General features: G+C 58.9%; 23 protein-coding genes. 12 read left to right on the forward strand and 11 right to left on the reverse strand.

The window, feature by feature from the left end:
- Positions 1 to 3: 3 nt before the first annotated feature.
- Complete coding sequence (gene mutL / locus ABJ076_RS05085) at positions 4 to 1,872, forward strand: DNA mismatch repair endonuclease MutL (RefSeq protein ID WP_348187290.1); 1,869 nt, start codon at positions 4 to 6, stop codon at positions 1,870 to 1,872.
- Positions 1,873 to 1,882: 10 nt separating this feature from the next.
- The gene (locus ABJ076_RS05090; protein ID WP_348187217.1) at positions 1,883 to 2,506 is read left to right on the forward strand and encodes a GNAT family N-acetyltransferase; all 624 of its coding nucleotides are present in this window, start codon (positions 1,883 to 1,885) and stop codon (positions 2,504 to 2,506) included.
- 60 nt (positions 2,507 to 2,566) lie between these two features.
- Here the strand turns inward: ABJ076_RS05090 and ABJ076_RS05095 are convergent, their stop codons facing one another.
- Together ABJ076_RS05095 and ABJ076_RS05100 are read right to left on the reverse strand one after the other, a co-directional pair.
- Positions 2,567 to 3,025: a group III truncated hemoglobin gene (locus tag ABJ076_RS05095; protein WP_348187215.1), complete on the reverse strand. Its 459-nt coding sequence runs from the start codon at positions 3,023 to 3,025 to the stop codon at positions 2,567 to 2,569.
- Positions 3,026 to 3,137: 112 nt separating this feature from the next.
- Positions 3,138 to 3,536 carry a metallopeptidase family protein gene (locus tag ABJ076_RS05100; protein ID WP_348187213.1) on the reverse strand — a complete coding sequence of 133 codons (399 nt, stop codon included), beginning with the start codon at positions 3,534 to 3,536 and terminating at the stop codon, positions 3,138 to 3,140.
- Positions 3,537 to 3,601: 65 nt separating this feature from the next.
- Between ABJ076_RS05100 and ABJ076_RS05105 the strand changes: the two genes are divergently transcribed.
- Complete coding sequence (locus tag ABJ076_RS05105) at positions 3,602 to 3,904, forward strand: 4a-hydroxytetrahydrobiopterin dehydratase (RefSeq protein WP_348187211.1); 303 nt, start codon at positions 3,602 to 3,604, stop codon at positions 3,902 to 3,904.
- A gap of 3 nt (positions 3,905 to 3,907) precedes the next feature.
- On the opposite strand, the gene nudC is transcribed toward ABJ076_RS05105, so the two are convergent.
- The 3 genes from nudC to ABJ076_RS05120 all read right to left on the reverse strand — a co-directional run bounded on the left by nudC (position 3,908) and on the right by ABJ076_RS05120 (position 7,583).
- Complete coding sequence (gene nudC / locus ABJ076_RS05110; protein WP_348187209.1) at positions 3,908 to 4,864, reverse strand: NAD(+) diphosphatase; 957 nt, start codon at positions 4,862 to 4,864, stop codon at positions 3,908 to 3,910.
- Between the two features lie 71 nt (positions 4,865 to 4,935).
- The gene (locus ABJ076_RS05115; RefSeq protein ID WP_348187207.1) at positions 4,936 to 6,459 is read right to left on the reverse strand and encodes an ABC-F family ATP-binding cassette domain-containing protein; all 1,524 of its coding nucleotides are present in this window, start codon (positions 6,457 to 6,459) and stop codon (positions 4,936 to 4,938) included.
- Between the two features lie 332 nt (positions 6,460 to 6,791).
- A complete protein-coding gene (locus ABJ076_RS05120) occupies positions 6,792 to 7,583 on the reverse strand; it encodes a phosphodiesterase (RefSeq protein WP_348187205.1) in 792 nt (263 codons plus the stop codon).
- A 196-nt stretch (positions 7,584 to 7,779) separates the two neighbouring features.
- On the opposite strand from ABJ076_RS05120, the gene ABJ076_RS05125 reads away from it, so the two are divergent.
- From ABJ076_RS05125 to ABJ076_RS05140, 4 genes are all read left to right on the forward strand, one after another.
- Complete coding sequence (locus tag ABJ076_RS05125) at positions 7,780 to 8,382, forward strand: superoxide dismutase (protein WP_348187203.1); 603 nt, start codon at positions 7,780 to 7,782, stop codon at positions 8,380 to 8,382.
- 145 nt (positions 8,383 to 8,527) lie between these two features.
- Positions 8,528 to 9,592 (forward strand): 2OG-Fe(II) oxygenase, encoded by a 1,065-nt coding sequence (locus tag ABJ076_RS05130; protein ID WP_348187201.1) that lies wholly within the window; start codon positions 8,528 to 8,530, stop codon positions 9,590 to 9,592.
- A gap of 509 nt (positions 9,593 to 10,101) precedes the next feature.
- Positions 10,102 to 12,663: a PAS domain-containing protein gene (locus ABJ076_RS05135; protein WP_348187199.1), complete on the forward strand. Its 2,562-nt coding sequence runs from the start codon at positions 10,102 to 10,104 to the stop codon at positions 12,661 to 12,663.
- Between the two features lie 189 nt (positions 12,664 to 12,852).
- Entirely contained in the window at positions 12,853 to 13,242 is a 390-nt protein-coding gene (locus ABJ076_RS05140; protein ID WP_348510423.1) for a hypothetical protein, read from the forward strand.
- A gap of 23 nt (positions 13,243 to 13,265) precedes the next feature.
- Here ABJ076_RS05140 and ABJ076_RS05145 read toward each other — a convergent pair whose 3' ends face one another.
- The 3 genes from ABJ076_RS05145 to dctP form a co-directional block, all read right to left on the reverse strand.
- Entirely contained in the window at positions 13,266 to 14,543 is a 1,278-nt protein-coding gene (locus ABJ076_RS05145; RefSeq protein ID WP_348187195.1) for a TRAP transporter large permease subunit, read from the reverse strand.
- Positions 14,543 to 15,052, reverse strand: coding sequence for a TRAP transporter small permease (locus ABJ076_RS05150; protein WP_348187193.1), 510 nt, complete (start codon positions 15,050 to 15,052; stop codon positions 14,543 to 14,545). The genes ABJ076_RS05145 and ABJ076_RS05150 overlap by 1 nt, the downstream gene beginning before the upstream one ends.
- 77 nt (positions 15,053 to 15,129) lie before the next feature.
- Positions 15,130 to 16,128, reverse strand: coding sequence for a TRAP transporter substrate-binding protein DctP (gene dctP, locus ABJ076_RS05155; protein WP_348187191.1), 999 nt, complete (start codon positions 16,126 to 16,128; stop codon positions 15,130 to 15,132).
- A gap of 26 nt (positions 16,129 to 16,154) precedes the next feature.
- Between dctP and ABJ076_RS05160 the strand changes: the two genes are divergently transcribed.
- Positions 16,155 to 16,847 carry a DCC1-like thiol-disulfide oxidoreductase family protein gene (locus ABJ076_RS05160; RefSeq protein WP_348198851.1) on the forward strand — a complete coding sequence of 231 codons (693 nt, stop codon included), beginning with the start codon at positions 16,155 to 16,157 and terminating at the stop codon, positions 16,845 to 16,847.
- 39 nt (positions 16,848 to 16,886) lie between these two features.
- Here the strand turns inward: ABJ076_RS05160 and ABJ076_RS05165 are convergent, their stop codons facing one another.
- Complete coding sequence (locus tag ABJ076_RS05165; protein ID WP_348187189.1) at positions 16,887 to 18,515, reverse strand: FMN-binding glutamate synthase family protein; 1,629 nt, start codon at positions 18,513 to 18,515, stop codon at positions 16,887 to 16,889.
- Positions 18,516 to 18,903: 388 nt separating this feature from the next.
- Here ABJ076_RS05165 and ABJ076_RS05170 point away from each other — a divergent pair, with 388 nt between their 5' ends.
- The gene (locus tag ABJ076_RS05170) at positions 18,904 to 20,325 is read left to right on the forward strand and encodes a DUF3179 domain-containing (seleno)protein (protein WP_348187188.1); all 1,422 of its coding nucleotides are present in this window, start codon (positions 18,904 to 18,906) and stop codon (positions 20,323 to 20,325) included.
- Positions 20,326 to 20,609: 284 nt separating this feature from the next.
- Here ABJ076_RS05170 and ABJ076_RS05175 read toward each other — a convergent pair whose 3' ends face one another.
- Positions 20,610 to 21,266, reverse strand: a complete 657-nt coding sequence (locus ABJ076_RS05175) for a helix-turn-helix transcriptional regulator (RefSeq protein WP_348187187.1) — start codon at positions 21,264 to 21,266, stop codon at positions 20,610 to 20,612.
- Between the two features lie 103 nt (positions 21,267 to 21,369).
- Between ABJ076_RS05175 and ABJ076_RS05180 the strand changes: the two genes are divergently transcribed.
- The 3 genes from ABJ076_RS05180 (at position 21,370) to ABJ076_RS05190 (ending at position 23,512) form a co-directional block, all read left to right on the forward strand.
- Entirely contained in the window at positions 21,370 to 21,642 is a 273-nt protein-coding gene (locus tag ABJ076_RS05180) for a helix-turn-helix domain-containing protein (RefSeq protein WP_257771579.1), read from the forward strand.
- 122 nt (positions 21,643 to 21,764) lie between these two features.
- A complete protein-coding gene (locus tag ABJ076_RS05185; RefSeq protein ID WP_348187185.1) occupies positions 21,765 to 22,853 on the forward strand; it encodes a dienelactone hydrolase family protein in 1,089 nt (362 codons plus the stop codon).
- A gap of 104 nt (positions 22,854 to 22,957) precedes the next feature.
- Positions 22,958 to 23,512, forward strand: a complete 555-nt coding sequence (locus ABJ076_RS05190) for a hypothetical protein (protein ID WP_348187183.1) — start codon at positions 22,958 to 22,960, stop codon at positions 23,510 to 23,512.
- On the opposite strand, the gene ABJ076_RS05195 is transcribed toward ABJ076_RS05190, so the two are convergent.
- Positions 23,509 to 23,715: a hypothetical protein gene (locus tag ABJ076_RS05195; RefSeq protein ID WP_348198852.1), complete on the reverse strand. Its 207-nt coding sequence runs from the start codon at positions 23,713 to 23,715 to the stop codon at positions 23,509 to 23,511. The genes ABJ076_RS05190 and ABJ076_RS05195 overlap by 4 nt on opposite strands.
- Positions 23,716 to 23,811 lie beyond the last annotated feature (96 nt).

Raw genomic sequence — 23,811 nt, forward strand, 5'->3', positions numbered from 1 at the left:
CGCATACGCCGTCTGCCGGACGGGCTGGTCAACCGGATCGCCGCTGGCGAGGTGGTCGAACGTCCGGCCAGCGCCGCCAAGGAGCTGATCGAGAACGCGCTGGATGCCGGTGCAACGCGCATTGATGTGGTCATGCGCGATGGAGGTCGTACGGCGATCACCGTGACCGATAACGGTATGGGCATGAGCCGGGAGGAGCTGGAAGTCGCGGTCGAGCGGCACGCCACCTCCAAGCTCAAGGGCGAAGACCTTACCCACATCACCAGTCTCGGTTTCCGCGGCGAGGCACTGCCGTCCATCGGTGCGGTCAGCCGGATGTCCATCACCAGCCGCGCAGCCTCTGCCGGGCCTGAGGAGAGCGCCTGGAGCCTCTCTGTTGAGGGTGGCAGGGTGGTGCCGCCGGAGCCGGCCGCGCTCGGCCAGGGCACGCGGATCGAGGTTCGGGATCTGTTCTATGCCACGCCCGCGCGCCTCAAGTTCCTGAAAGCGCCGCGCACGGAATACAGTCACGCCGTCGATGTCATTGAGCGGCTGGCCATGGCGCACCCACACGTCGCCTTCACGCTTGGCGACGGCGGCCGCACAACGATCCGGCTGAACGAGGCGGAAGGCGATCTGTTCCAGGCCCGGCTCGTCCGGCTCGGCGCCGTCATGGGGCGGGATTTCGAGGACAATGCTTTGCCCATCGAGGCAGAGCGTGAGGGCATCCGGCTGTCCGGCTATGCGGGCCTGCCGACCATCAACAAGCGCACCACCAGCCATCAGTTCCTGTTCGTCAACGGCAGGCCGGTGCGGGACAAGCTACTCTATGGCGCCGTGCGGGGCGCTTATATGGACTTCATCTCGCACGACCGGCATCCGCTGCTGGCGCTGTTCCTCGACGTGCCACCGGAGATGGTCGATGTGAATGTGCATCCGGCCAAGACCGAGGTCCGGTTCCGCGAGCCGGGACTGGTGCGCGGGCTGATCGTCGGGGCGCTGAAGCATGCACTGGTCGGTGCCGGGCACCGGGCCTCGACCACGGTCGCTAATGCGACGCTGGGCGCGCTCGGTCGGTCGGTCGAAAATCAGATGCCGCAGACAAGCTATGCCTGGCAGCCGCAGAACCGGTCGGGGTACGGCAGCACGGTCTCGCGCGGCATGGCCGAGTCGGGTATGGCGTATCAGGCCCCCATTGGCCAATACCACGGAGACCAAAGGGGCGGAGACCAACCTTCAGGTGGCATGTGGCAGGACGAGGCGCCACAGGCACGGTCGGAAGTCCCCACGCCGGAAAGTGTGGCGCTGGAGACCCACCCGCTCGGCGCGGCCCGCGCCCAGTTGCACGAGAATTACATCGTCGCCCAGACCGGCGAGGGCATGGTGATCGTCGATCAGCATGCGGCCCATGAGCGGTTGGTCTATGAGCGTATGAAAAAGGCGCTGGAGGCGGATGGTATCAAGCGGCAGATGCTGTTGATACCCGAAGTTGTTGACCTTGATGAGGCCTCGGTTGAGCGGCTTGCCGCGCGGGCGGAGGAGTTTGCCGAACTGGGCCTTGTGCTGGAGCCGTTCGGTGGCGGTGCAGTTGTGGTTCGCGAAGTGCCGGCGCTGATGGGCGAAGCGGATGTGGCCGGGCTGGTGCGCGATTTGGCCGAGGAACTGACCGAGTTCGGCGAGGCCATGGCCCTGAAGGACAAGTTGGCGCATATCTGCGGCACCATCGCCTGCCACGGCTCGGTCCGTTCCGGACGGCGGCTGACCGTTGAGGAAATGAATGCGCTTCTGCGCGAGATGGAAGTCACCCCCCATTCCGGGCAATGCAACCACGGCCGTCCGACCTATGTTGCTCTTGGCCTCAACGATATCGAGAAGCTGTTCGGCCGGCGCTGAGGGAGCCTCCGTGATCCGCATCAGGGAATATCGCAAAGCGGATCTTCCCGCTCTCTACCAGGTCTCCGTGATGACCGGCGACGGCGGCGGAGACGCACGGCATCTCTATCAGGACCCGGATCTCATGGGGCATATTTATGTCGGGCCCTATGCGGAATGCGCGCCGGATCTCTGCTTCGTCGCCGAGGACGATCTCGGTCCTGCCGGTTACATCGTCGGAACAGTTGATACCCGTCCGTTCGAGGCGCTGCTTGAGCGCGCATGGTGGCCGTCTTTGCGTGCGCGCTACCCGGACCCGGGGGCGGAGTTGCCGCCGGACTGTGATGCTGACACGAAGCGGGCGCACCGGATGCACTATACGGCGGTGATCCCCGATGCCGTTGTCGCGGCATGCCCGGGTCACCTTCACATGAACCTGTTGCCACGTCTGCAACGTCAAGGCATCGGAACCAGGCTTCTCGAACGCTGGTTTTCGGTGGCGCGGGAGGCTGGGGCAGAACGGGTCCACGTTGGTGTCAATCCCGGCAACACGGGCGGTCTCGCCTTTTGGCTGCGGGCCGGGTTCGAGCGGATAAATCTTCCCGAAGGAGGAGACTCGGCACGGGCCGTCTGGCTAGGCAGGCCCGTGCCGTGATCAGGCTCGACGGCACAGTCTGTTTGACTTGTCGTGGTTACTTACTGGATATCAACACGGTTACGGCGTCGGGTTCCGAGCGCGCTGTAGTTCCGGTACACCGAAGATCGCCAGCTTCAGGCTCTCGGCGATGCGCCGGGCACGTTCCATGAAATAGGGCACAACGCCGGGTGTTGGCGCCGTTTCTTCCAGTGTCTGTTCGAAGAGCACGAGCCAGTGATCGAAATGACCGGCCTCGATTTCCGTGATGGCATAATGCACCGGAACCGGTTTGCCTGAATATTGCCCGGTATAAAGGGCGACCGACCCCCAGAAGGCTTTCATCCGGGCGAGGTGTGGGTCCCAGTCATCGCCAATGCGGCGCTCGAAAATCGGACCAAGTACGGCGTCCGCACGAATGCGCGTGTAGAAGCTGTCAACGAGGGTTGAGATATAGGTATCTGTAATACCCATTGCCGCCGCATCTGCACGAAGATCATCCCGTGAGCCAGGCCTGCTGCGGATCGGGGCGGAGGTCATGTCCCGAACTCCCGTTCTAGAGGGTGCGATCAATATTCATCTTAAGGTGAGTACCACGAGACGGCCGCGCGAGGTGCAATGCTCTGCGAAAATGAATAGATTGGCCTGCAGGTCAGTCGGCGTTGGCCTCGATATTTTCCATGTCATCGTCGGAGAAGCCGTAATGGTGGCCGATCTCGTGGATCAGGACATGCCGGACAATGTCACTCAGGTCTTCGCCGGTCTCGCACCAGTAATCGAGGATCGGTCGGCGGTAGAGGAAGATCCGGTTGAGGTCGGACGGACTGGCAAGTGTCCCGGCCTCTCCGAACGGAATGCCGGCATAAAGGCCGAGTATCTCGAACGGGCTTTCGGCGCCAAGTTCGTCCAGCACCTCCTGTTCGGCAAAGTCGGTGACGAGGAATGTCACGTCGCCGGTCTGGGCTCGCAGCACTTCCGGGATCGTCCTGAAAGCATCCCGGGCGAGGGCTCCGATATCGTCGAGGCTCGGTGGTTCGATAGGTTGGTTCATGCTTCCGCTATAAACGCCGCGTGTCTTTTCCGCTAGTGTATCCAGGGACGGACAGGGAGGTTGCCTTGGCAGACAAACTCACCGAGCAGGAACGGGAACTGGCGATGGCCGCGCTCACGGCCTGGAATGCGGTGGCTGGCCGGGATGCAATCCGGCGCAGCTACAAGTTCCCCGATTTCAAAGCCGCGTTCGGATTCATGAGTGCGGTCGCCGATATCGCCGAGGAGATGGATCATCACCCCGAATGGTTCAACGTCTACAACCGGCTGGACGTCACTCTCACCACTCACGATGCGGGCGGTCTGACTCGTCTCGATACCGATCTCGCGGCGCGGATGGATGCGACAGCCGCAGAATTCGGGGCTTGAAAGTCACGCATCTCCCGCGAGCCAGTCCTCTATCAGGCGGCGGGCGATGGAATCCTTGCTTGGCAGGCCTTTGCCCAGGGCACGGAAGTTCATCAGCTCATCGCGGCTGAACCATTGCGCGTCTTCCAGTTCGTCATCGCGGCGGATGATTTCGCTGGTTTTTGCCTCGGCGTGGAATCCGAGCATGATCGAGGCCGGGAACGGCCAAGGCTGCGATGAGTGATAGCGCACGTCACAGACTTCCACGCCGGTCTCTTCATAAACCTCGCGGGCGACGGCTTCTTCCAGTGTTTCGCCCGGCTCAACAAAGCCGGCGAGGGTGGAGTAGCGTCCTTCAGGCCAGACTGCCTGACGCCCCAGCAGGGCTTTTTCTCCGGCTGAATCATGCACCAGCATGATGACGGCGGGGTCGGTACGCGGGAATGCGGGGGTTTTGCATGCCTCGTTTGTGCAACTACGCTGATGCCCGCCTTTCATGATCCGGGTGGGTGATCCGCAGACGCCGCAGTAACGATGGCGTTGATGCCAGTACATCAGACCCCGGGCATAGGCGAGGACGGAACCCTCGAAACGCTCCAGCACCGGGCCGACCTGGCGCAGATCCATGAACTCACCAGCACCGTCAACGGCTGCTGCCGCTTCTTCCTCTTCCAGGTGGGAGAGATCGACCGCGACATGCGCCTCTCCGTTCCGGTTGCCGAGGAAGATGACGGTTTCAGATTGTTCGACCAGGACAGTGAACTCCCGTGCGCTCAGAAGCGAGGCAGCCGGGGTTTCGCTGTCCGCACCGAAGACAAGTGATCGGCTGCGCCAAACCGGTACCAGCCGGGTCGTCGCGTCACCGACAAGCCGTTCAAGCCAGCCCTCTTCCTCGCGGAGGTGGGCGCTGCGGTCGAGGCCACTGAAGCCGTAGATGTTCGGCTGGCGGCGGGTGAGGTCGAGGGGATATTGATCAGACATGGCGCCGGAGTTTACACGCTCCTGCGGGCGCGGCAATCATGGGATGGTGACCGCCGCGCCGTCCGCGCGTCTTAATCGTCGAGCGCCGCCTCGAAAAATGCATCCGCATCATCGCTCTCTATCAGTTGGCCACCTCCAATCCGCCAATAGCGCGTAGCCACTGAGCGAACAAAAGTCCGGTCATGCGAGACGAACAAGCTGGTTGCTTCATGCGCCGTCAGCTCATTTTCGAGGGCCAACTGGCCTTCGATATCGAGATGATTTGTCGGCTCGTCCAACAGATAGAAATTCGGATACGTGAGGTGCAGGATAAGCATTGCCAGACGGGCTTTCTGTCCCCCCGACAACAGACTGGACGGTTTTGCCTGCCGGTCGATGGCGATCCCTGCTCCGGCCAGCATGGTCCGGGCGCGCTGATCGCCGATATCGAACCGGTCGCAGATGATCGAGAGCGGTCCGACTTCATCCGGAAGATGGGACAGGGCCTGATCGAGATAACCAAGGGCGAGAGACGGCGTTGCTTTGATGCCGGGCTCGGGAGTGTCCGGGGTGGCAAGAGCCGCATGCATCCTCGTCAGCAATTGCGATTTGCCGCATCCATTTGGTCCGAGAAGGGCGATGCGGTCCCCACGATGGATCCGACACAACCCGGTTTTCATGAGCGGGGCACCGTCAGGTGTCGTCACTGACAGGTTGTCCAGGGTCAGAAGAACGGTGGCATGGCTGCCTCGGCTGCCGAGGCGGATGCGCCCGGCCGATCTCTCCTGGTGTGCCGGACGTGAGGCAACTTCCAGCTCGTCCGCACGCTGCTTGAGCTGTTTGGTCTTTGTCAGCAGCAGATCACTGCCGGAATTGATGCCGATGTTCTTGAGCTTCGCAGCTTGTTGGCGGAGCTTTCGCGCGGTCTTCTGATCCTCCTGAAAGCGCCGTTCCATCGCCTGGTCTAGATCATCCAGTGCCGCTCTCGCAGCCGAATAAGGCAGGGAGAAAGCCTCCGAGCGGTCCGGGCGGAGAAACAGCGTGCGGCTTGTTACGGCGTCGAGGAACGCCCGGTCGTGGCTGCTGACGAGAATGCCGGTATCGCGTGGCAAGGCGTCCAGCCAGGTCTCAAGGCTGGCGATGCGGGCGATATCGAGATGGTTTGTCGGCTCATCCAGCAGCAGGACATCCGGATCGGTAACGGCCGCCCGGGCCAGGAGTGCGGCCCGTTGCCAGCCCCCGCTGAGTTCCTTCAGTTTCCTTTTCCGGAACAGATCCGGGACTTCCAGCGTCTCCAGCAAGACGTCCGCCCGCCAGGATTCTGCTTCCGCCTCGGCGGGGCTCATGGCATCGCAGACAGCTTCCCTGAACGTCATGTCCGCCAGAGCGGGAGAAAGATGCTGTTCAACATAGCCGAGCGTCAGCCCCCGCGCGCGCAGCACGTCGCCCGACGTCGGCTCCAATGTGCCTGCGATGCAACGAAGAAGCGTGGATTTTCCACGCCCGTTAGCGGCAACGAGGCCGACGCGCTCGCCTTTGGAAAGAGTAAAGTCAACGTTGTTGAACAGGGGCTCGCCATAGGCAAAGCCAAGGCCGCGCAGTGTGATCAAAGTCATGGGATATCTTCCGGTCCGCCGGGCGAACGCGAAACGGAATGCCGCTCAGGGCGGGTCCGGCATTCAGCCAGGTATTTCTTCAGAATACGTGTCTTGCGGATGATGAATCCGGCAAGATCACGCTCTCTCAAGGGCAGACCAAGAAGAGGGTGCTAGAAGTGTGTCTCGGTCAGCCCTGCAAACGCATTTGCAGGGCATGAACAGGGCCACGCTGGCGATCATGTTGAATGAGAGGGGCCATATCAACGCCGTTAATCTATTACTAGTTGTTCATTATCATTGGGGCCGGTGCTTGTCACGGGTAGACGGTCGTGCATGCAAAATCTGAAACACTACGTGCTCTCATGCACACATTCGAAGGGACCTATCGGGACCTGATGCACAGAGAGACCGGTTTTTTCATGCCAGTGCAGGAGCTGGATCTGCGGCGGTTCCATGAAGACCTTGAAACCCGGCCGATGAGCCAGATCGAGGCCCATCTGGTGGGCGGTTGATGAGCATATATTGGCTGTTGTCCCCGCCCAGTTGCGGTGCATCGAGCGATGGAAATGGCCCGACAGGATGATCTCGACATTGCTGAATTGTTCGATAACTGCGCCAATGGCATCGCCGTCGCGGCAGCCTATTTCATCCATTTTCATGCTGGTTGGGAACGGTGGGTGGTGTAGCATTACGATCGCAGGCTTTCCGGAACGAGAAGCGAGCGTGTCACCTAGCCAGGTGCATTGTTCCGCACTGAAAGTACCGAAAGGCTCTCCCTCTTCGAGAGTGTCCAAAGCGACAAGCGTGACGGCGCCGAGATCGACGACATAGTCGAGTGGCCCGGTGTTTGGCATGTATCCGTCTGCGGCAAAGGCCCTGCGCATGAGCTCACGCGCATCATGGTTTCCTGGGACCACGTAGGTAGGCATGCCAAGAGGAGCGACCATGTCGCGGAACAGCGCATATGATCCAGCAGTGCCATCTTCCGAGATGTCGCCAGCCACCAGCAGGGCGTCCGGCTTCGGCGTCAGGGCGGCAATCGTGGCGACGGCTGCTGCAAGATAGGCCTTGGTGTCTATGCTGCCGTAGGCCGGGACGCCGCCATCCATCAAATGTGTATCGGTAATCTCGGCCAGAAGCATGCCCGTGCCCTCTCATTTCTGAAGCAATTGCACGGGTCTATTCCCCGCTTGTCCAGTTTCTTTCCCTTTGCATTTCGTTAAATGTGACTTAAGTCACCATATCAAGGGATCCGGTGTTTATAGGTGGATGGCATGTCATTCGCACGTCCTGCTGTCGGGTTCCTGCGAGATTAACAAGCGAGAACAGGAGAGCGAAATGGCCCTCGAACTGCCAGCCCTTCCCTACGATTACGAAGCGCTTCAGCCGTACATGTCGAAGGAAACCCTCGAGTTTCACCACGACAAGCACCATCAGGCTTATGTCACCAACGGCAACAAGCTGCTGGAAGGCACCGGTCTTGAGGACAAGTCCCTCGAAGAGATCGTGCAGACTGCCTACAAGAACAAGATGGCCGGCCTGCTTAACAATGCGAGCCAGCATTGGAATCACCTGCAGTTCTGGCAGATGATGAAGAAAGACGGTGGCGGTGCGATCCCCGGCGCGCTGGAAAAGAAGATCATCGCTGACCTCGGTTCTGTCGCTGATTTTCAGGCTGCGTTCATTGAGGCCGGTGTTACCCAGTTCGGCTCCGGCTGGTGCTGGCTGGCCATGGGCAGCGACGGCAAGCTCAAGGTCACCAAGACCCCGAATGGCGAAAGCCCGATGGCCTATGGCGAGACCGTTCTGCTCGGTTGTGACGTGTGGGAGCATTCCTACTACATCGATTACCGCAACCGTCGTCCGGACTACGTGAAGGCCTTCATCGAAAACATGGTGAACTGGGACTATGTCGGGGAGCTGTTCGCCAAGGCGAGCTGATCCGGCAGAACCAACCACTGAATTGTGACGGGCTCGCCATCGGCGGGCCCGTTTGCGTTCCGGAATATCGTGTCTGGAAGCTTGCTTTCCGAGCTTGAATCGGCACACTTCCGGCTGGGAATAACTATGGGGTTGGACAATGTCCATGCAGGCCGGAAGTGCAATCCGCAAAATCGAACAGGGCGACATCGCAGCACCCGTGAAGCTTCCAAGAAGCGCCGGGGAAGAGTTCAACCTGATCGCGGACGATGTGTCCGGAGATTTCAATATATTGGTCTTGCTGGGTCACGATGCTGAGGCGAACAAGGCGGTTGCGGAGGCTTATGAAACCGCGCGGGATCGGTTCGCCGGGCATGGCGCACAGATTTATTATGTGGCGCCGGGGAAGAAGAAACCGGTTCTGCCGAAGCCGGTGACTGACGCCTCAATCCTGATTGATGTCGACGGCAAGACCTTTGCGGCTTTTGGTCAGCAGGCGCCGTTCGGGCGGCCGCTTGACGCGGGCCCTACCACTGTGCTGATCGCGCCGAACCGGCACATCCTCAGAATGCTCGATGCGGACAAGCCTGATCATCCGGAGACTGTGGGAAGTGTGCTTGAGGCTCAGTCCGCGCTTCGGGCGGAGCAGCCATACCGCATGCATCCGCCGGTGTTGCTCGTGCCGGATGTCTTCAGCCCGGCTGACTGCGCCCATCTGATGAGTGTTTATGCCATGCAGGGGCAGGAATATGTCGAGCCGGGGCACAACATGCTTAAGAACCGCACGACGGACTGCAAAATGCGCATTCCGGAATATGGCCGCGGCGACCGGATTGACCACTGGGTTATCAACCCCGAAACGCAGAACTATATTGACGAGCGAATCGCCGGCCGGCTGTTGCCGGAAATTCAGAAATCGTTCCACTACAAGGTCAGCCGCCATGAACGCTATCGTATCGCCTGCTATGAAGGCGACCGGGGTGGTCATCTGCACGGTCACCGGGACAATACGGATGCAGCGGTCGCCTATCGGCGATTTGCGGTGACCATTAATCTGAACTCCGATCAGTATGAAGGCGGTGAGATCTGGTTCCCGGAGTTTAGCCAGCAGTCCTACAAGCCTCCGGCAGGCGCCGCCATTGTGTTCTCATGCTCATTGCTGCACGAGGTGTTGCATATGCGCCAAGGGCGCCGCTTCGCGCTTCTCGGTTTTCTCTTCGGCGAAAGCTGACCCCAATTACGCTTTCCCATCGTCACAGGACTGATCGTGTCTCTCGATTTGCGACCGCTTTATGGGTGTAAAAGTCGGCCAGAGCGCGGTGAACAAGGGAAATGAGACTCGATTATTGGCGGACCGGCCACATGGCGCACATTATGGACGGAAGGTGATCGAGAGCCCGTGTTTCCTGTCCGATGTGAGCACAACCTTACGGTGATCGTTGGGTAAATCGGGAAGACCTAGAGATTTCATAATGCTGATTTGATGTCATGGCCTCGTCTGAGATTTTCGTCAAAAGCGCTGTGAAAGATTTTTGCCGCGCTCTGTTACAGAGCCATTCTGCGCAGTTTGCAGAACAAGCAGCTCATAAAAACCAAAAGGAATGCAGGTCTTTAGCTTTCCTATAGCGGGTTGAGGCTGCCCAGGCTGCGGGGTAGGGTTCTTCTGGTCATCAATGATTCAGTTTTACCGTCGCCGCCGTTCAGGCGATTGAATTCCGGCAATTCACAAGGGCATACGCGATGCACAGATTGTCGATCTTGCTTGGAGGTCTCAATTTTGCGTTAGTAGGCGCCCTCGCGCTCGAGTGGGTAGATAGCGGGTATCCGGGCACAAGCTATTCGACCATCGCTTTGGGCTTGGCGGCCGCAGCATTGGTTTGCGCGCTGATCCTTCTCATCAAGACAAGACGCGCTGAAAGTCTTCTTGGGGAGTTGCGTAATTCAAGATTTCAGCTTGGCGCACTCTTCGAACACTCGCCCATCTGCATGAATCTGAAAGATCCGGACGGCCGTTACCTGATGGTGAACGAGGCCTATTGCGACTGGTTCGGTAAACCCTCAAGGGAAATTGTTGGCAAAAGCGGGGCTTTTGGCTGGCTGAGTTCGCAGGAGATCTCAAACGATATTCAGTCTATGGAGGCTCTTGTCGTCGAAACCGGCCGTGTTGTAACGCGGGAAGTTCAGATCGTCCGCGCAGGTAAAACGCACCAGCGCTTTCTCCTGAAATTTCCGGCGATTAACGATGAAGGAAAGACTGTTGGTCTCGGCACAATAGCCTTCGACAAGACGGATCAAAAAGCTGCCGAAGCTGCACTCTCTGCAGAGCGTGACCGGGCATCCCGGCTTGAGGCAACTCTCAGGGAAGCCATCATGGCGATGCCTGCCGGCTTCGCTGTGTTTGACGAGTCCGACCGTCTGGTCATCTGCAACAAGCAATATGCTCAATTCAACCCGTCTTTTCGAAACGACCCAGGCCTCGCCGCCGGATTGAGCTTTCGTCAGGTGATGTCAGAGACCCTGGAGAGCGGCATGGTCATCGGTGTTACGCCTGACCAGTACGAGGCATTTACCGAGGACCGGATGCTGCGGCACAGAGAGGCCGCGGGTGTGCCGTTCCAGCAACTGCTGGGCGACCGGGTTTGCCAGACAATCGAGAGTAAAATGCCGCATGGCGGTATCATTGTGTTGCGTCAGGATGTGACGGAGCAGCGGAAGCTTGAGCAGAAGCATCAAGATGCTGAAGATCTGCTGCGTAATCTGTTCGACAATTTTGGTCACGGGATCATGATTCGGGACCGCGATACCCGTTTGGTTCGTGCAAACAAGGCGGCACTCGAGCAGATAGGGCTTCCCGCTGATCAGGCCGTAGGCAAGACTACGTCGGAAATGCTGGCGATGATTGGCATGGAGGATGATGCTGGCGATTTGACCGCGCAGGAAATCAGGATGATGGACCGGGGCGAGACCGATGAAGGTCTGATCGCACGGGCTGGCCCTGACGGTGCTCAGCAATATGTTTTGCTTAGTAGGTTTCCGCTGATCGGCCGGAATGACGAGGTCAAAGGGCTGGGCGTTTTGCGCTACGACGTCACGGAGCTGATCGAGACCCAAAGGGCGCTGGAAGCCGCCAAGGCCAATCTTGAGAAAGAGATTTTCGATCAAACTGAAGAAATTCGTGTCAGCGAGCGCCGCTTTCGAATTTTGGCGCATGCTTCAGCGGATTGGTTCTGGGAGTGTGATGCGGATTTTCGGTTTACCTATCTTTCCGAGAACTTCCCGGTTCCCGGTGGTGGTCCTGTGTCCAAACTGATTGGGGTCAGCCTTCGGGAGTATCATCAGCTAACAAACGAGAGGCCGACTATCAGCCAGGCATTGCTCTCAATGTACGAAGCGCGGGAACAGGTTCGCGATTTCGAGGCTCTTCGAAATGTGACGGGTACAGAAAGGTACTACCGTCTAAATGCGATTCCACTTTTCGAAAATGGCGTTTTCGAAGGTTACGCCGGAGCGACGACCGATATATCGGAATTGTATCAGGCCCGTGAAAGCCTCGTCGAATCCGAACGTCTTGCATCGCTGGGCTCAATGGTCGCGGGCGTCGCTCACGAGATAAACACACCGGTCGGGATCTGCGTCACAGCCGGGACGACCGTGCTGGGGGCGGCTCAAACGTTACGGGACGGGATTGCGGGCGGGAGCCTCAAGCGGAGTGAGTTCGAGGCCGCGCTGACAAAAATCAGTGAAGGAATGACGCTTGTCGATTCCAATCTGGCCAGGGCGGCCAAACTGATATCGAGCTTCAAGAGTATCGCCGTGGATCAAGCCAGCGAAGCCGAGCGAACATTCCATCTTGTCGCGTATCTGCAGGAGATAGCGGACAGCCTTAGTCCGAATCTGAAGCCCAAGAAGGTCTCAGTCGATATTTCGGGCCCGAATGACCTCGAACTGAAGAGTTACCCCGGAGCTTTTGCGCAGATCATCACTAATCTGGTGATGAATTCCATGTTGCACGGTTTTGTTGGGCGGGACGGGGGCAGCATTGTCATCGAGGTCACTGAGGCGAATGGTGTCGCCGAGTTGCGTTATGCGGATGATGGTGTCGGCATGGAAGAGGAAACGGTGAAGAGGATCTTTGATCCGTTTTTCACAACGAAGCGCGGACAGGGTGGCAGTGGCCTTGGCATGCACATTCTGTTCAATCTCGTATCAAAGATTCTCCGGGGCAACGTTCGGTGCAAAAGCGAACCAGACAAGGGGATTGAGATTGTGATCCGGTTTCCGGTCGTCACGAGTAAGAGCTGAGTGATATGGCAGGCTGCGAAAGAAAGATCGGGAAAGCCATTCTGGAGAAAGAAATTTCCTTTCTGCAGATACCCCAGAGCTATGGAAGTTCATTTTTCAATTAAATTTAAGTCTCGTTAGAGGGAATGGCATTGCGCATATTATGTTACGCGCATATTCTGGTAAAAAATACATGGATTAATGAATCGGGTGATAGAGACAGACCTCATCTATCAAAACGGCATTCATTTCCTGACAATCAAGGTTCAGGGAGTTCTGACCGGCGCGGTTGTCGGGGCTGGTATGGAAGCGCTTAATGAATATGAGGAGTATGCTGCTGGAATTCCCGTTCTATGGGATCTTCGGGAGGCCGATCTGTCGCAGTACACGATAGCGGAAATGGAAATCACCAACCGTTTTATCGCGCGCCACTCAGGGCGGAGGAACACAAGATCGGCAAGTCTGTTGCCTGATCGCGGAGCAATGCTCATTGCCCGTCTTTGGTCGGTCTATGGTGTCGATCATGTGCCCATGCAGCGACGGGGATTTCTGCACCTCGAAGATGCACTCGAGTGGCTCGCATCGGACCGAGACGCGTAGTGCTTGTTCTGTTTTGATGGGGCCTAGCGCATCAGCTGATACGGGATATAGAGCGCCAGATCCTGCCAGAACCAGAGCAACACAGCTGTTGCCAGCATGATGACGGCAAACGGAACAGCGCCGCGCGCGACATCCTGCAGGCTCGCCTTGCCGACGGCCTGGATGACAAACAGGTTCATCCCGACCGGCGGCGTGATCAGTGCGGTCTCGATCAGCACAACGAAGAAGATGCCGAACCAGATCGGGTCGATGTTCATGTTGAGCACGGCGGGCAGCATGACCGGCACCATGATCAGTAGCATCGACAGGCTTTCCAGGAAGAAGCCCATGATCAGCAGCACAGCTCCGACGGCGAGCATGAAGAGGCCCGGCGTCGAGATGCTCTCGGTCAGCAGCGCCGAGATCGACTGCGGGATCAGGTAAAGTGTGATGGCGTACGAGAACACCTTGGCGCCGGCAACGATGATCAGCACCATCACGGAGGTCCTGAGCGAGGCTTCCACCGCTTCCTTGAGCTTTGGCCAGTCCATCCGGCCCATGGCGAACGTGATTATGAGGGCGACCACGAAACCGAGCCCGGCGCTTTCCGATGGGGTGGCGATACCGAGATAGATCGAGCCAACCACAGCGGCGGCCAGCAGGATGGTCGGAAGGGCGCCCAGGGTGGCGATGCCCCGTTCGCTCCAGCTCGCCCGGTCCACCGGCTCGTAAGAGCCTGAGAAGCGTGCATAGGCCATGCCGTAGAGCGTGAAGACGCCGGCCAGGAAGAGGCCGGGGCCGATCCCGGCCAGGAAAAGGGTTGGAATGGAGGTTTCCGAGATCACGCCGTAGATGATGAGCGGGATCGATGGCGGGATTAGAATACCAAGCGTGCCGCCGGCGGCCAGCATGCCGAAAACGAAACGCCGGTCGTAGCCGCGCGCCACCATCTCCGGGATGGCAACTGTTCCGATCGTCGCGGCCGTCGCGACGGACGAGCCGGAGATGGCTGAGAACAAGGTGCAGGACAGGATGGTCGCAACGCCGAGGCCGCCTGGCCAGTGACCGACCCAGCTCTGCACGGCGGCATAAAGATCGCGGCCGACGCCACCCTTCAGCAGTACGTTCGACATTAAGAGGAACATCGGCACGGCCAGCAGCTCGAAACTGTCCATGGAGCCGTGCAGGCGCTGCGGCACCGCCACCATGGGCAAGCCTTTGAGGGCGAGCAGGATAACGCCAAGCCCACCGAGAGCGAAGGCGACGGGTGTGCGCAGCAGCAGCAGGGCGACCAGTGCTGTCAGGATCAGGAAGGCTTCCATCAGTGCGCGCCTTCCAGCACATCGTCTTCAGGCAGCTCTTCGGTCCAGACACGGACGAGTTGGGCGAAACTCTGCAGGACAAGCAGGGAGTTGCCGAGCCAGACCGGTGCCTGGGTGAACCATTTCGGCGGGGCGAGATATGTGTCGGTGGTGTGCCCGGCCAGCGTGTCGTGCAGCCAGAGCGAGAATCCGTAATAGATCGCGACCCCGGCAAACAGGAACATGACCAGGATGGCGAAGGTTTCGGCAAGCCTGCGCCAGACTGTGTTCGGATTGCGCAGGATCAGCTCAATGGTGACCATCTCGCGGTGTTTCAGCACGAAGGCGGCAGCGAGGTAGACTACCCAGATCTGCAGGATGCGACTGACCTCGTCGACCCAGATGGTCGGCGCATTAAAAACGTAACGCATCACGATCTCGAAGGTGATGAAGAAGCCGACGGCGACCAGGCTCCAGGCGCAGATCTTGCCGACGAACTCGGAAAGGGCGTCTACCCAGCGCACAAACATACCGGCTTCTTTCTTCGGATGGTGTTGCGGAATGAGGTGCCGGAGGCAGGCCAGTCCAGCCCCCGGTATCGCTCGATTTAGTGGCTGGCCGCGGCCTTGACGGCCTTCACGGCTGCGGCACCCTTGTCGCCGTTCTCCTTGACGAAGCGGTCGACGATGCCGGCGGTGGCTTGTGCCCAGGCGGCGCGCTGTGCGTCGGTCAGCGCGACGACATTCATCTTGCTGCGGGCTTCGTCGACGGCGGCGGCCTGCTGGGCGAAGATTTCGTCGCGCAGCTTCTGTTCAACCTCGCGGGAGGCATCGTCGATGATCTTCTTCTGGGCGTCGGTCAGGCCTTCGTAGAAGTCCTTGTTCATCACGGCGACGAACTCGATTGCGGTGTCATAGGTCAGGGTCATGTGATCCATGACTTCGTAAAGCTTGCGCGACTTCACGGCGGAGGCGCCGGTCATGCCGACATCGACCGCACCCTGCTGGTAGGCCAGGAACTGTTTGGAGCCGGACATTAGGGTCGGCGCGCCGCCAAGGGCCTCGACGGTCCAGCCCTGGATCTTGCCATAGGTCCGGACTTTCTTGCCCTTCAGGTCGGACGGCTCGACGATCGGCGCATCCTTGCCGAGATAGATGTTCAGACCGAAAGCCTGCCACCAGAGAATCTTGTTGTTGGTCTCCTTCAGGATCGAGGCATCGAGCTCTTTGCGCATCGCGGAACCCGGTGCGACCGCGGCGCGGACATGCGCCTCGCTCTCGAAGATGAACGGGATGGAAACCACGTCGACTGTCGGGACGGAACCGGCGAACCGGCCAATGAACGCGGAGCCTGCCTCGACCGCACCGGAGCCGACGGCGCCGGGCACTTCTTTGTCCTTGAAAAGCTGGGCCGACGGGAACAGCTGGATCTGCATGTCACCGCTGGACTTTTCTTCGACGATGCGCTTGAATTCAAGCCAGTTCTGGCCGAGGGAGTGCTTCTCCGGCAGCTGCAGCGTGACCCGGATGGTCGTCTCGGCAAAGGCCTGGATCGGCGCGGCAACGAGAGCAGCCGCGGCAACGGCACCCAAAATCCAACGCTTCATGGTGTCCTCCTGGAAATTGTTTTTCTGTGGCTTATCGAAATGTTTGTTCAATTTGCATCCCGTCTGGGAAACGGTCGCATTCTGTAGAATGGAATTCGGCACGTTTCATATCCGAATTTGCGGACGGGTCAACAGATGTGATCCGGAAAGCGAAGGCTGAACGGCGCAATGTATGGGGCGGGTTGAGCTTGACGCAGGTAATTCTCGCCGTTCCGTTGCAATGCGGAGACAATTCACCTGACGCTGTTTTCCGTGGGCTGGCCTATAGTCGCCTTTCCAGTTGGTTTTGCGCTGATGGCCGCACAGTTAGAATGAGTTCCGATCTTGAAGGTTTCTGGTTGATCTATGACGGCGACTGTCCTGTCTGCCGTTCAACCGCTCATGCATTCGCCATCAAGAAAGAATATGGGTTTTTGAACCTTGTGAATGCCCGCGCCGCGCCAGATCATCAAGCGTGCAAGAGAGCGCGGACAGAGGGGCTTGATCTTGATGAGGGGATGGTGATTTTCGCTGACGGTGCGATTTATCACGGTGCAGGAGCGATTTCTTTTCTGGCGACGTTCGGTGCACCTGCAAGTCTGCTGACAAGGGCTGGTTTGATGCTGCACCGCTCATCCGGACTTTCGGCTTGTGTTTACAGAGCGCTGCGTGGTCTCCGGAATATTTTGCTTCGGTTACGGGGCATCGGTCCGATCGATAATCTCCATCGTTCGGATTAAACCAGAAGGATCATCTGCGCGACGCAGGCCGAAGAGTGCTTATGGTTGTTTCCCGGTCGCCGCATGAGCGCCGGACTCTCTGAATTCCATCACGTCAGCCGGACGGAAATCGTCGGCCCGGGCGAGGTTCCACGGGGCAGCGAAGGCGTCCGGGCAATTCTCCTCGAAGAGCTGCCCCGGTGCCAGCCGGTGGTGCAGGATGCTTGCGGGGTCGGTTGCGCGGATGTGCAGCGTTTCTGGCCGTATCTGGCTTGGCTCGTCCAGGCCCATCGCTCCAAGCATCTCGGCGAAGCCGCGCAGTGTGTTGCGATGGAAGTTCGCGACCCTCATGTACTTGTCCTCGACGGAGAGGCCGCGCTGGCGTGACGGGTCCTGAGTTGCCACGCCGGTCGGGCAGCGGTTGGTATGGCAGGCGCGGGCCTGGATGCAGCCGATCGAGAACATGAAACCGCGGGCCGCGTTGCACCAGTCGGCGCCGAGCGCGATGGCGGTGGCAATGTCCGCGCCGGAGATGATCTTTCCGCTGGCACCGATCCGGATATGTTCCCGAATTCCAGCGCCAACGAGCGTCATATGCACGAGATGCAGCCCTTCGCGTAACGGCATGCCGAGACTGTTGGTGAACTCCACGGGAGCCGCACCGGTACCGCCTTCCTTACCGTCGACCACGATGAAGTCGGGATAGGTTTCTTGCGCGATCATCGCCTTGCAGATCGCCATGAACTCGTGCGGATGGCCGACGCAGAGCTTGAAGCCGACCGGCTTGCCGCCTGACAGCCGGCGCAGCTCGCCGAGGAAGGCGACAAGTCCGTGCGGGGTCGAGAAAGCGGGATGCGCGGCCGGTGAAACACAATCCTGTTCCATCGGGATGCCGCGTGTCTCGGCGATTTCGGGTGTGATCTTGGAGGCCGGCAGAACGCCGCCATGGCCGGGTTTCGCGCCCTGGGAAAGCTTGAGCTCCACCATCTTGACCTGAGGGTCGGCAGCCGTCGCGGCGAATTTTTCCGCATCGAACATGCCGTCCGCGGTGCGGCAGCCGAAATAACCCGAGCCGATCTGCCAGATCAGATCGCCGCCAAAACGCCGGTGATGCGGCGAGATCGAACCCTCGCCCGTGTCGTGCGCGAAGCCACCGGTGGCGGCGCCCCGGTTGAGCGCTGCTATCGCGTTGGCACTGAGGGCGCCGAAGCTCATTCCCGAGATATTGAGGAGGGAAATATCATAGGGCTGCGTGCAATCCGGCCCGCCGACGCGGCGGCGGAAATTGTTGTTCCTTGGATGCACCGGTGCGAGGGAGTGCATGAAATACCCGTACCCCGCCTTGTAGACGTCCAGCTGTGTGCCAAAAGGAACCGTTTCCTGCGCCTGCTTGGCGCGTTGATAGACGAGAGACCTTTGCTCCCGGTTGAAAGGGAAGGCATCGGCGTCGCTTTCGATCAGATACTGGCGAATTTCCGGGCGAATGCCCTCGAACAGCCAGCGCATATGGGCGATCACGGGGTAGTTGCGCAACAGGCTGTGCCGGCTCTGGCTCAGGTCCCACATGCCGAGAAGTGTCAGCGGCCCGGCAATGGCGAGAACGATCCATCCCCAAAAAAAGCCGGCAAGTCCGAGGCCGAACGAGATGAAAGCCGCCGCGACAATCGCAACGAAGAACGCAAAACGCATCTGGAAGTCTCTCCCGCACTGATATTGGCCTTGCTGCCAAGGGTAAGCAATTGCGCCTTTAATGTTTAGCGGACATGAAAAGCTTCTTCTCATAGCCTAAGATCAAGCGCGCCCAGAACAAATCCTAATGCACCTGCGACCAGGATATGGACGATGTGTTCGAGTTGATCGAACGCGTCTAAACATCCCGGCGGCCATGCTGGCAGCCTCGCAGATTACTGATCTATCGTGATTGGCCGTCGCCGCGACACGGCCGCCCAATAGTATTTGGCTCGCCACGAATGGCGAAAGCCCGTGTCGGCCTGGCGCCGCTACTCATGACGCCGCCAACTGGGGCGGCATTGTTAACCGGTGTCCGCTGAAAAGCAGGTAATGGAATGGGCTGTTCATGAAACTGTTTGTGACTTTGGGAGCGCGACCGGTGATCAGGCTTCGGATTAGCGCCTTCTTGATTTTGCTGGCGGTGGTGCCGTCTCTGTTCTGTGGCGAGGCGTCGGGCGCGCAGAGCGCAGGTCAGGAAACAAGGACTCTACCTGACCATGTAATCGAGAAATTCGGTATGCCCCCAGTGATACCGGAGGGGCCTTTCTCCAAAGAGCTGAAAGCCGCTGTGAAGGTAGTCTTCATCGACAGTGTCATTAAGGGAACTTGGGGACCGGAACAGGTTGCAGCCCTCAAAGTGATACTTGTCTCGGGAGACCCCCGGATCGCCTGGATCGTCAGCGACCTTATGCGTTTCGTCCATGACCCTGCTCTCAGTGTGCTCTTCTCCGATGTCGCGTCCAGTTTGCTGGGGATAGGTCAAATTCAGGAGAACCACTGGGGAGTAGTAACCGATCATCTCATCGCTTGGGACATTCAGGCACCGCCTGGCTATCTCGACGCCAAACGCGCGATTTTCACCAGCTTTGTGCCGGGCTGGGAAAAGATCTTTGTTGAGGGCGATATCGACTGGCGGCACGTCTCCTGGGGCGGAGTGAAGATCGACGACCGCGCCTACGATACAACTGATGAGCCGTGCAACTGCATCCCCGCTGCGGACAATCCCGAGGTGAGCAGCGCCGAAGATGCTACCTGGTTGAAGGATGATGACATCGTCTTCGGCATTGCGGTCAACGGCGAGTACAGAGCTTATCCAAGGCGCATCATGGAAGTCCGCGAAATGGTGAACGATATCCTGGGCGGACGGCATCTCGGCATTCCCTATTGCACCCTCTGCGGAGCCGCCCAGGCCTATTTCACCGACGGTTTGCCCACCGGTATCGAGCGGCCGGTCCTTCGCACTTCCGGGCTGCTGATCCGTTCCAACAAAGTGATGTATGACGTCAATACATACTCGGTATTCGACACATTTTTCGGAAGGGCGGTTACAGGCCGGCTTCATAAGAGGAATCTGCAGCTGAAACAGGTGAGTGTCGTCACGGCTGAGTGGGGCGCCTGGAAGAAAGCGCACCCGGAAACGACGGTATTGGTCGAAGCGTTGGCGCTTGGCCGGAACTTCGATTTCCGCAGTGGCCGGGATAAAGATGGTCCGATATTTCCGGTCGGCGATGTCGATCCGCAGCTTCCAGTGCACGAGGATATCATCGGTGCCGTCACTGCCTCCGGACAACCTGTGGCATTTCAACGGAGCAAAGCGGTCGCTGCGCTGACGAAGGGTGAGAAGATCGTTTTCGAGAATATCCGACTGCAGCTGGACGGCGGTGGTGTCAAGGCCGTGGGTTCGGACGGATCCGACCTCGGCAGCCATCAAGCCTTCTGGTTTGCCTGGTCCCAGTTCTATCCGGGCACGGCCCTCTGGCCTGAGTAAAGCCCCTTGATCTCTCCTCAATCCGATCACTCAAGCAGAGCTGCGCCATCCGGAATCGAGACCTGTAGCCCACAACGTTTAAGTTAACCGCTTAAATGCTTTGATTTAATGGCGCACCCGAGAGGATTAGTCAGACAGCATGTCTCATCGAGCGCTGATTTTCCTGTAACTTCATGAATATCAACGCATTTCAGGATTACTGAAATGACATGGGATATCGTGTTGTATGTCGAGCTTGTACCACCTGCATGTACCAAGCCACAGGCTGACGTGTCGTCGGAAGGCTAACGTAAAGATGGTTGTGACTGTGGGGTAAAGGCGTACGCAATTCTTCCGAGAATTGTTTGCTTCTGACGCACAAGCTCCATCGTCGATACGGCTAGAGACTTACCATCGCGAAGAACAAGGCGATCTGCTAGAAACGAACCGCGTTCCGACGTATCGAACAGCACCAGTGTGCCCTTCTTGAGACCATTGCTGGCTCGTTCGTCGATCACCGTTGTGGTGGCGAGTTCCGCGTCTTCGCGTCCCAGGAGAGCATAATCGACGTTGTAAGCCGTCAGCCTCGATGGATCGATGGAGAGCACACTATCCGGGTTCTCTGGATTGAAGCTGTCTGGGTCGAGCGGGTCATAGTGGGGAATTCGGACCAGTTTTCTGCTTCGGATGCGAAAGCGCTTGCCCTTGATCGGACGCGTCAGCCTCTCTGTCGGTGTTTCTGATTCCCCGTCCGCCGGGTTGACCTGTTTTCCGGTCAGCAGCCAGTTCACATCCACGTTGTGCCGTGCGTAAACCTCCAAGACCTTTGCTCCAGGCATGGAGTGGCCCAGCTCGCCATCCTGGACGGTTCTGTAGGGTATGCCGAATTCTTCCGCGAGTTTCGCTTGAGTGAGACCCAGTCGTTGCCTCGCCTCTCTCAACCGCTCAGCCAAGCCTTCCATGAGGACACACCTCGTCCAGCCCAGAGCATGGACATAGTACGAAATTTCGTGTATATGAGCGAACTATCTTGTAGATGCTCAATATACGGGGAAACGTGCATTAATGGATGTTCTTCGTCAAGAACAAACTGACGATGCTTGGGATTCGATCCGGATCAAAGGCGAGCTTCAGCGTCGGGGCCTGTCCCTGGCCGAGTTGTCGCGTCGCCATGGTTATCACGCGAACTCTGCTGCTCGGGCGTTGCGGGTCTCCTGGCCGGAGATGGAACGCATCATCGCCGATGCCCTCGACGAGAAGCCGGAGACGCTGTGGCCGGATCGCTATGTCGACGGCGTTCCCCGCAAGTACCTGCCTCGCAAGCAAGCTGGAGGCTGAGTTTCCTTCTGATTCCCGGCGTCGTCCTGATGCCGGTCCTTCCCTTCCATCACCAACTAAACCGGCTTCGCCAGGGTGCTTCGGCGGGACCGAACAGTCGTCATGACCACAGGAGGAAATGCATGAACGGAGTATCGTTGAGATCGAGATTGGGTGCGGGCGTCGTCGTTGCCGGAATGCTGGCGTTGGCCGGATGTCAGACCACGGGTCAGACCACGGCGAACGGCGGATCGACCGCGTCCTCGCCGCCGGTCGCGACCGAGCAGACCGCGAAGGTCGAGCTGCCGTACACGAAGACCGATGTCTCGTATGTCGGCTACGACATGGACTTCATGCGGAACGTGTACCAGGGCTCCTGGAAGAAGACCTCGCACACGCTGACCGGCACCCTCTACCTGCCGAAGATCGAAGGCCGTCATCCGGTCGTGGTGGTGCAGCACGGGTCCGGCCAGCCGGATCATCCGAACTATCAGCCCTGGAAGGACGATCTCCGCGACGCACTCCTGGCGAAGGGTATCGGCAGCTTCTTCGCCGACAGCTATTCGGGTCGCGGCATCAGCGAGACGACGCGGAATCAGGGTCAGCTTTCTCGTGCCTCGCGTGTCGTCGATGCTCTGATGGCTCTCGACGCCCTCGCCAAGTGTCCGGATGTCGATCCGGCGAAGATCGGCGTCACCGGATTCTCGTTCGGCGGCACGGTGTCCAATCTCACGGCGAACGAAGCCTTCACCTCGAAGGTGTTGCCGGGTGGACCGAGATTCGCCGCACATGTGCCGATCTATCCGGGATGCGGATCGAAGTTCGAGAATCACGTGGCGACCGGTGCTCCGGTGCTGATGTTGGTCGGTGCCGCTGACGACTATACCGATCCTGCATTCTGCGACATCAACGCCGAGGGCATGCGGAACAACGGTGCCACGGTCGAGATCGTGAAGTATGACAACGCCCGTCACGGCTTCATCAGCGACCGGGATGTGTGGTGGTACGAACAGGCCTGGCAGTTCAACGAGTGTCCGCAGCAGGTGATCGGCGATGACGGCGAGGAGCGGGCCGGTGAGTACGTCTCGGTCGGCAAGTCGTGGACCAAGTTTGTCGGCGAAATGGTGAAGGGTTGTGCCAAGCGAGGTGCTCACATCGGCCGCAATGGGCATGCCGCGACGGACGGCCTGACCCGGACGGTCGAATTCTTCGCCACCCATATCGGGTCCTGACAGGAATCATAGCGGACACCGGCGTCGGTGCTCCGCCTTTCGATCAAGGGGTGATGCCGCGTGGCGTCACCCCTTTTTGGTGACACCGACTGCGGAGGACCAACATGGGCACGATCACCGGGGAAATTCTGATCGGACGAGGACATCCGAACGACGACGGTATGATGGCGTTCTCGATCCTCGGTCGTCTTCAGTTGATTGAAGGTGACCGGGCGTCATGGGCCATCGAGACGGCTCAAGAGGAGTGGTTGCGAGACTACCGGTTCACCATCGCACCGCGTCCGGGTCAGATCGCCATGTGCGGGTTGATTCTGTCCTGGATGATCATCGCGGCGGCAGAGGAGGAACGCGAGCCGATGCTGACCCGGTTCTGCGATGCCCATGCCGAGCTGCGTGGCGATCTCACCAAGATGGACAAGAAGGCGTTCCGCTTGTTCTGGGATCACTTCCGGACCTGGGGTCGAGGATGGCCACAGAAGGTCATCGCCACGTCGTTCGAGTACAGCACACTCGGGCACCAGTGCGGTGTGTTCGATGAGCAGTCGCTGGACTTCGAAATCCTCTCGACGAAGCGATCCAGGCTCCATTCGCAATGGCTGGGGAGGGCTGTCGAGCTTGGTGAGTGTTCGCCCATGTCGACGCGAGGGATGGCCTTCTAGGCGGCTTGGGGTTGATCTAGTTCCCCTAGCTTCGAGAACAGCAGGTTGATGTTTTCTTCAACTCTTGTGAGGCGTTTATCGAATTTCTCGTACCATTTCTCTCGTACATCGTTCGCCAGTTTGGCCAATTCGGAATGCGTCTGTCGCACCCCCACGATGAGGTCCCTGTATTCAATGCGATCCTGTGTTGCTTCGTCCTGCATGACTGCGAGGGCTCGAAAATATGGCTCGGCGACCTCCTCGAACGCCTCATTCATCGCACCCGGTATCGGATTCGGGACGGTCGTTTCGTTGAAGCC

It is taken from the genome of Nisaea sp. (assembly GCF_039990255.1).
Classification (GTDB): domain Bacteria; phylum Pseudomonadota; class Alphaproteobacteria; order Thalassobaculales; family Thalassobaculaceae; genus Nisaea.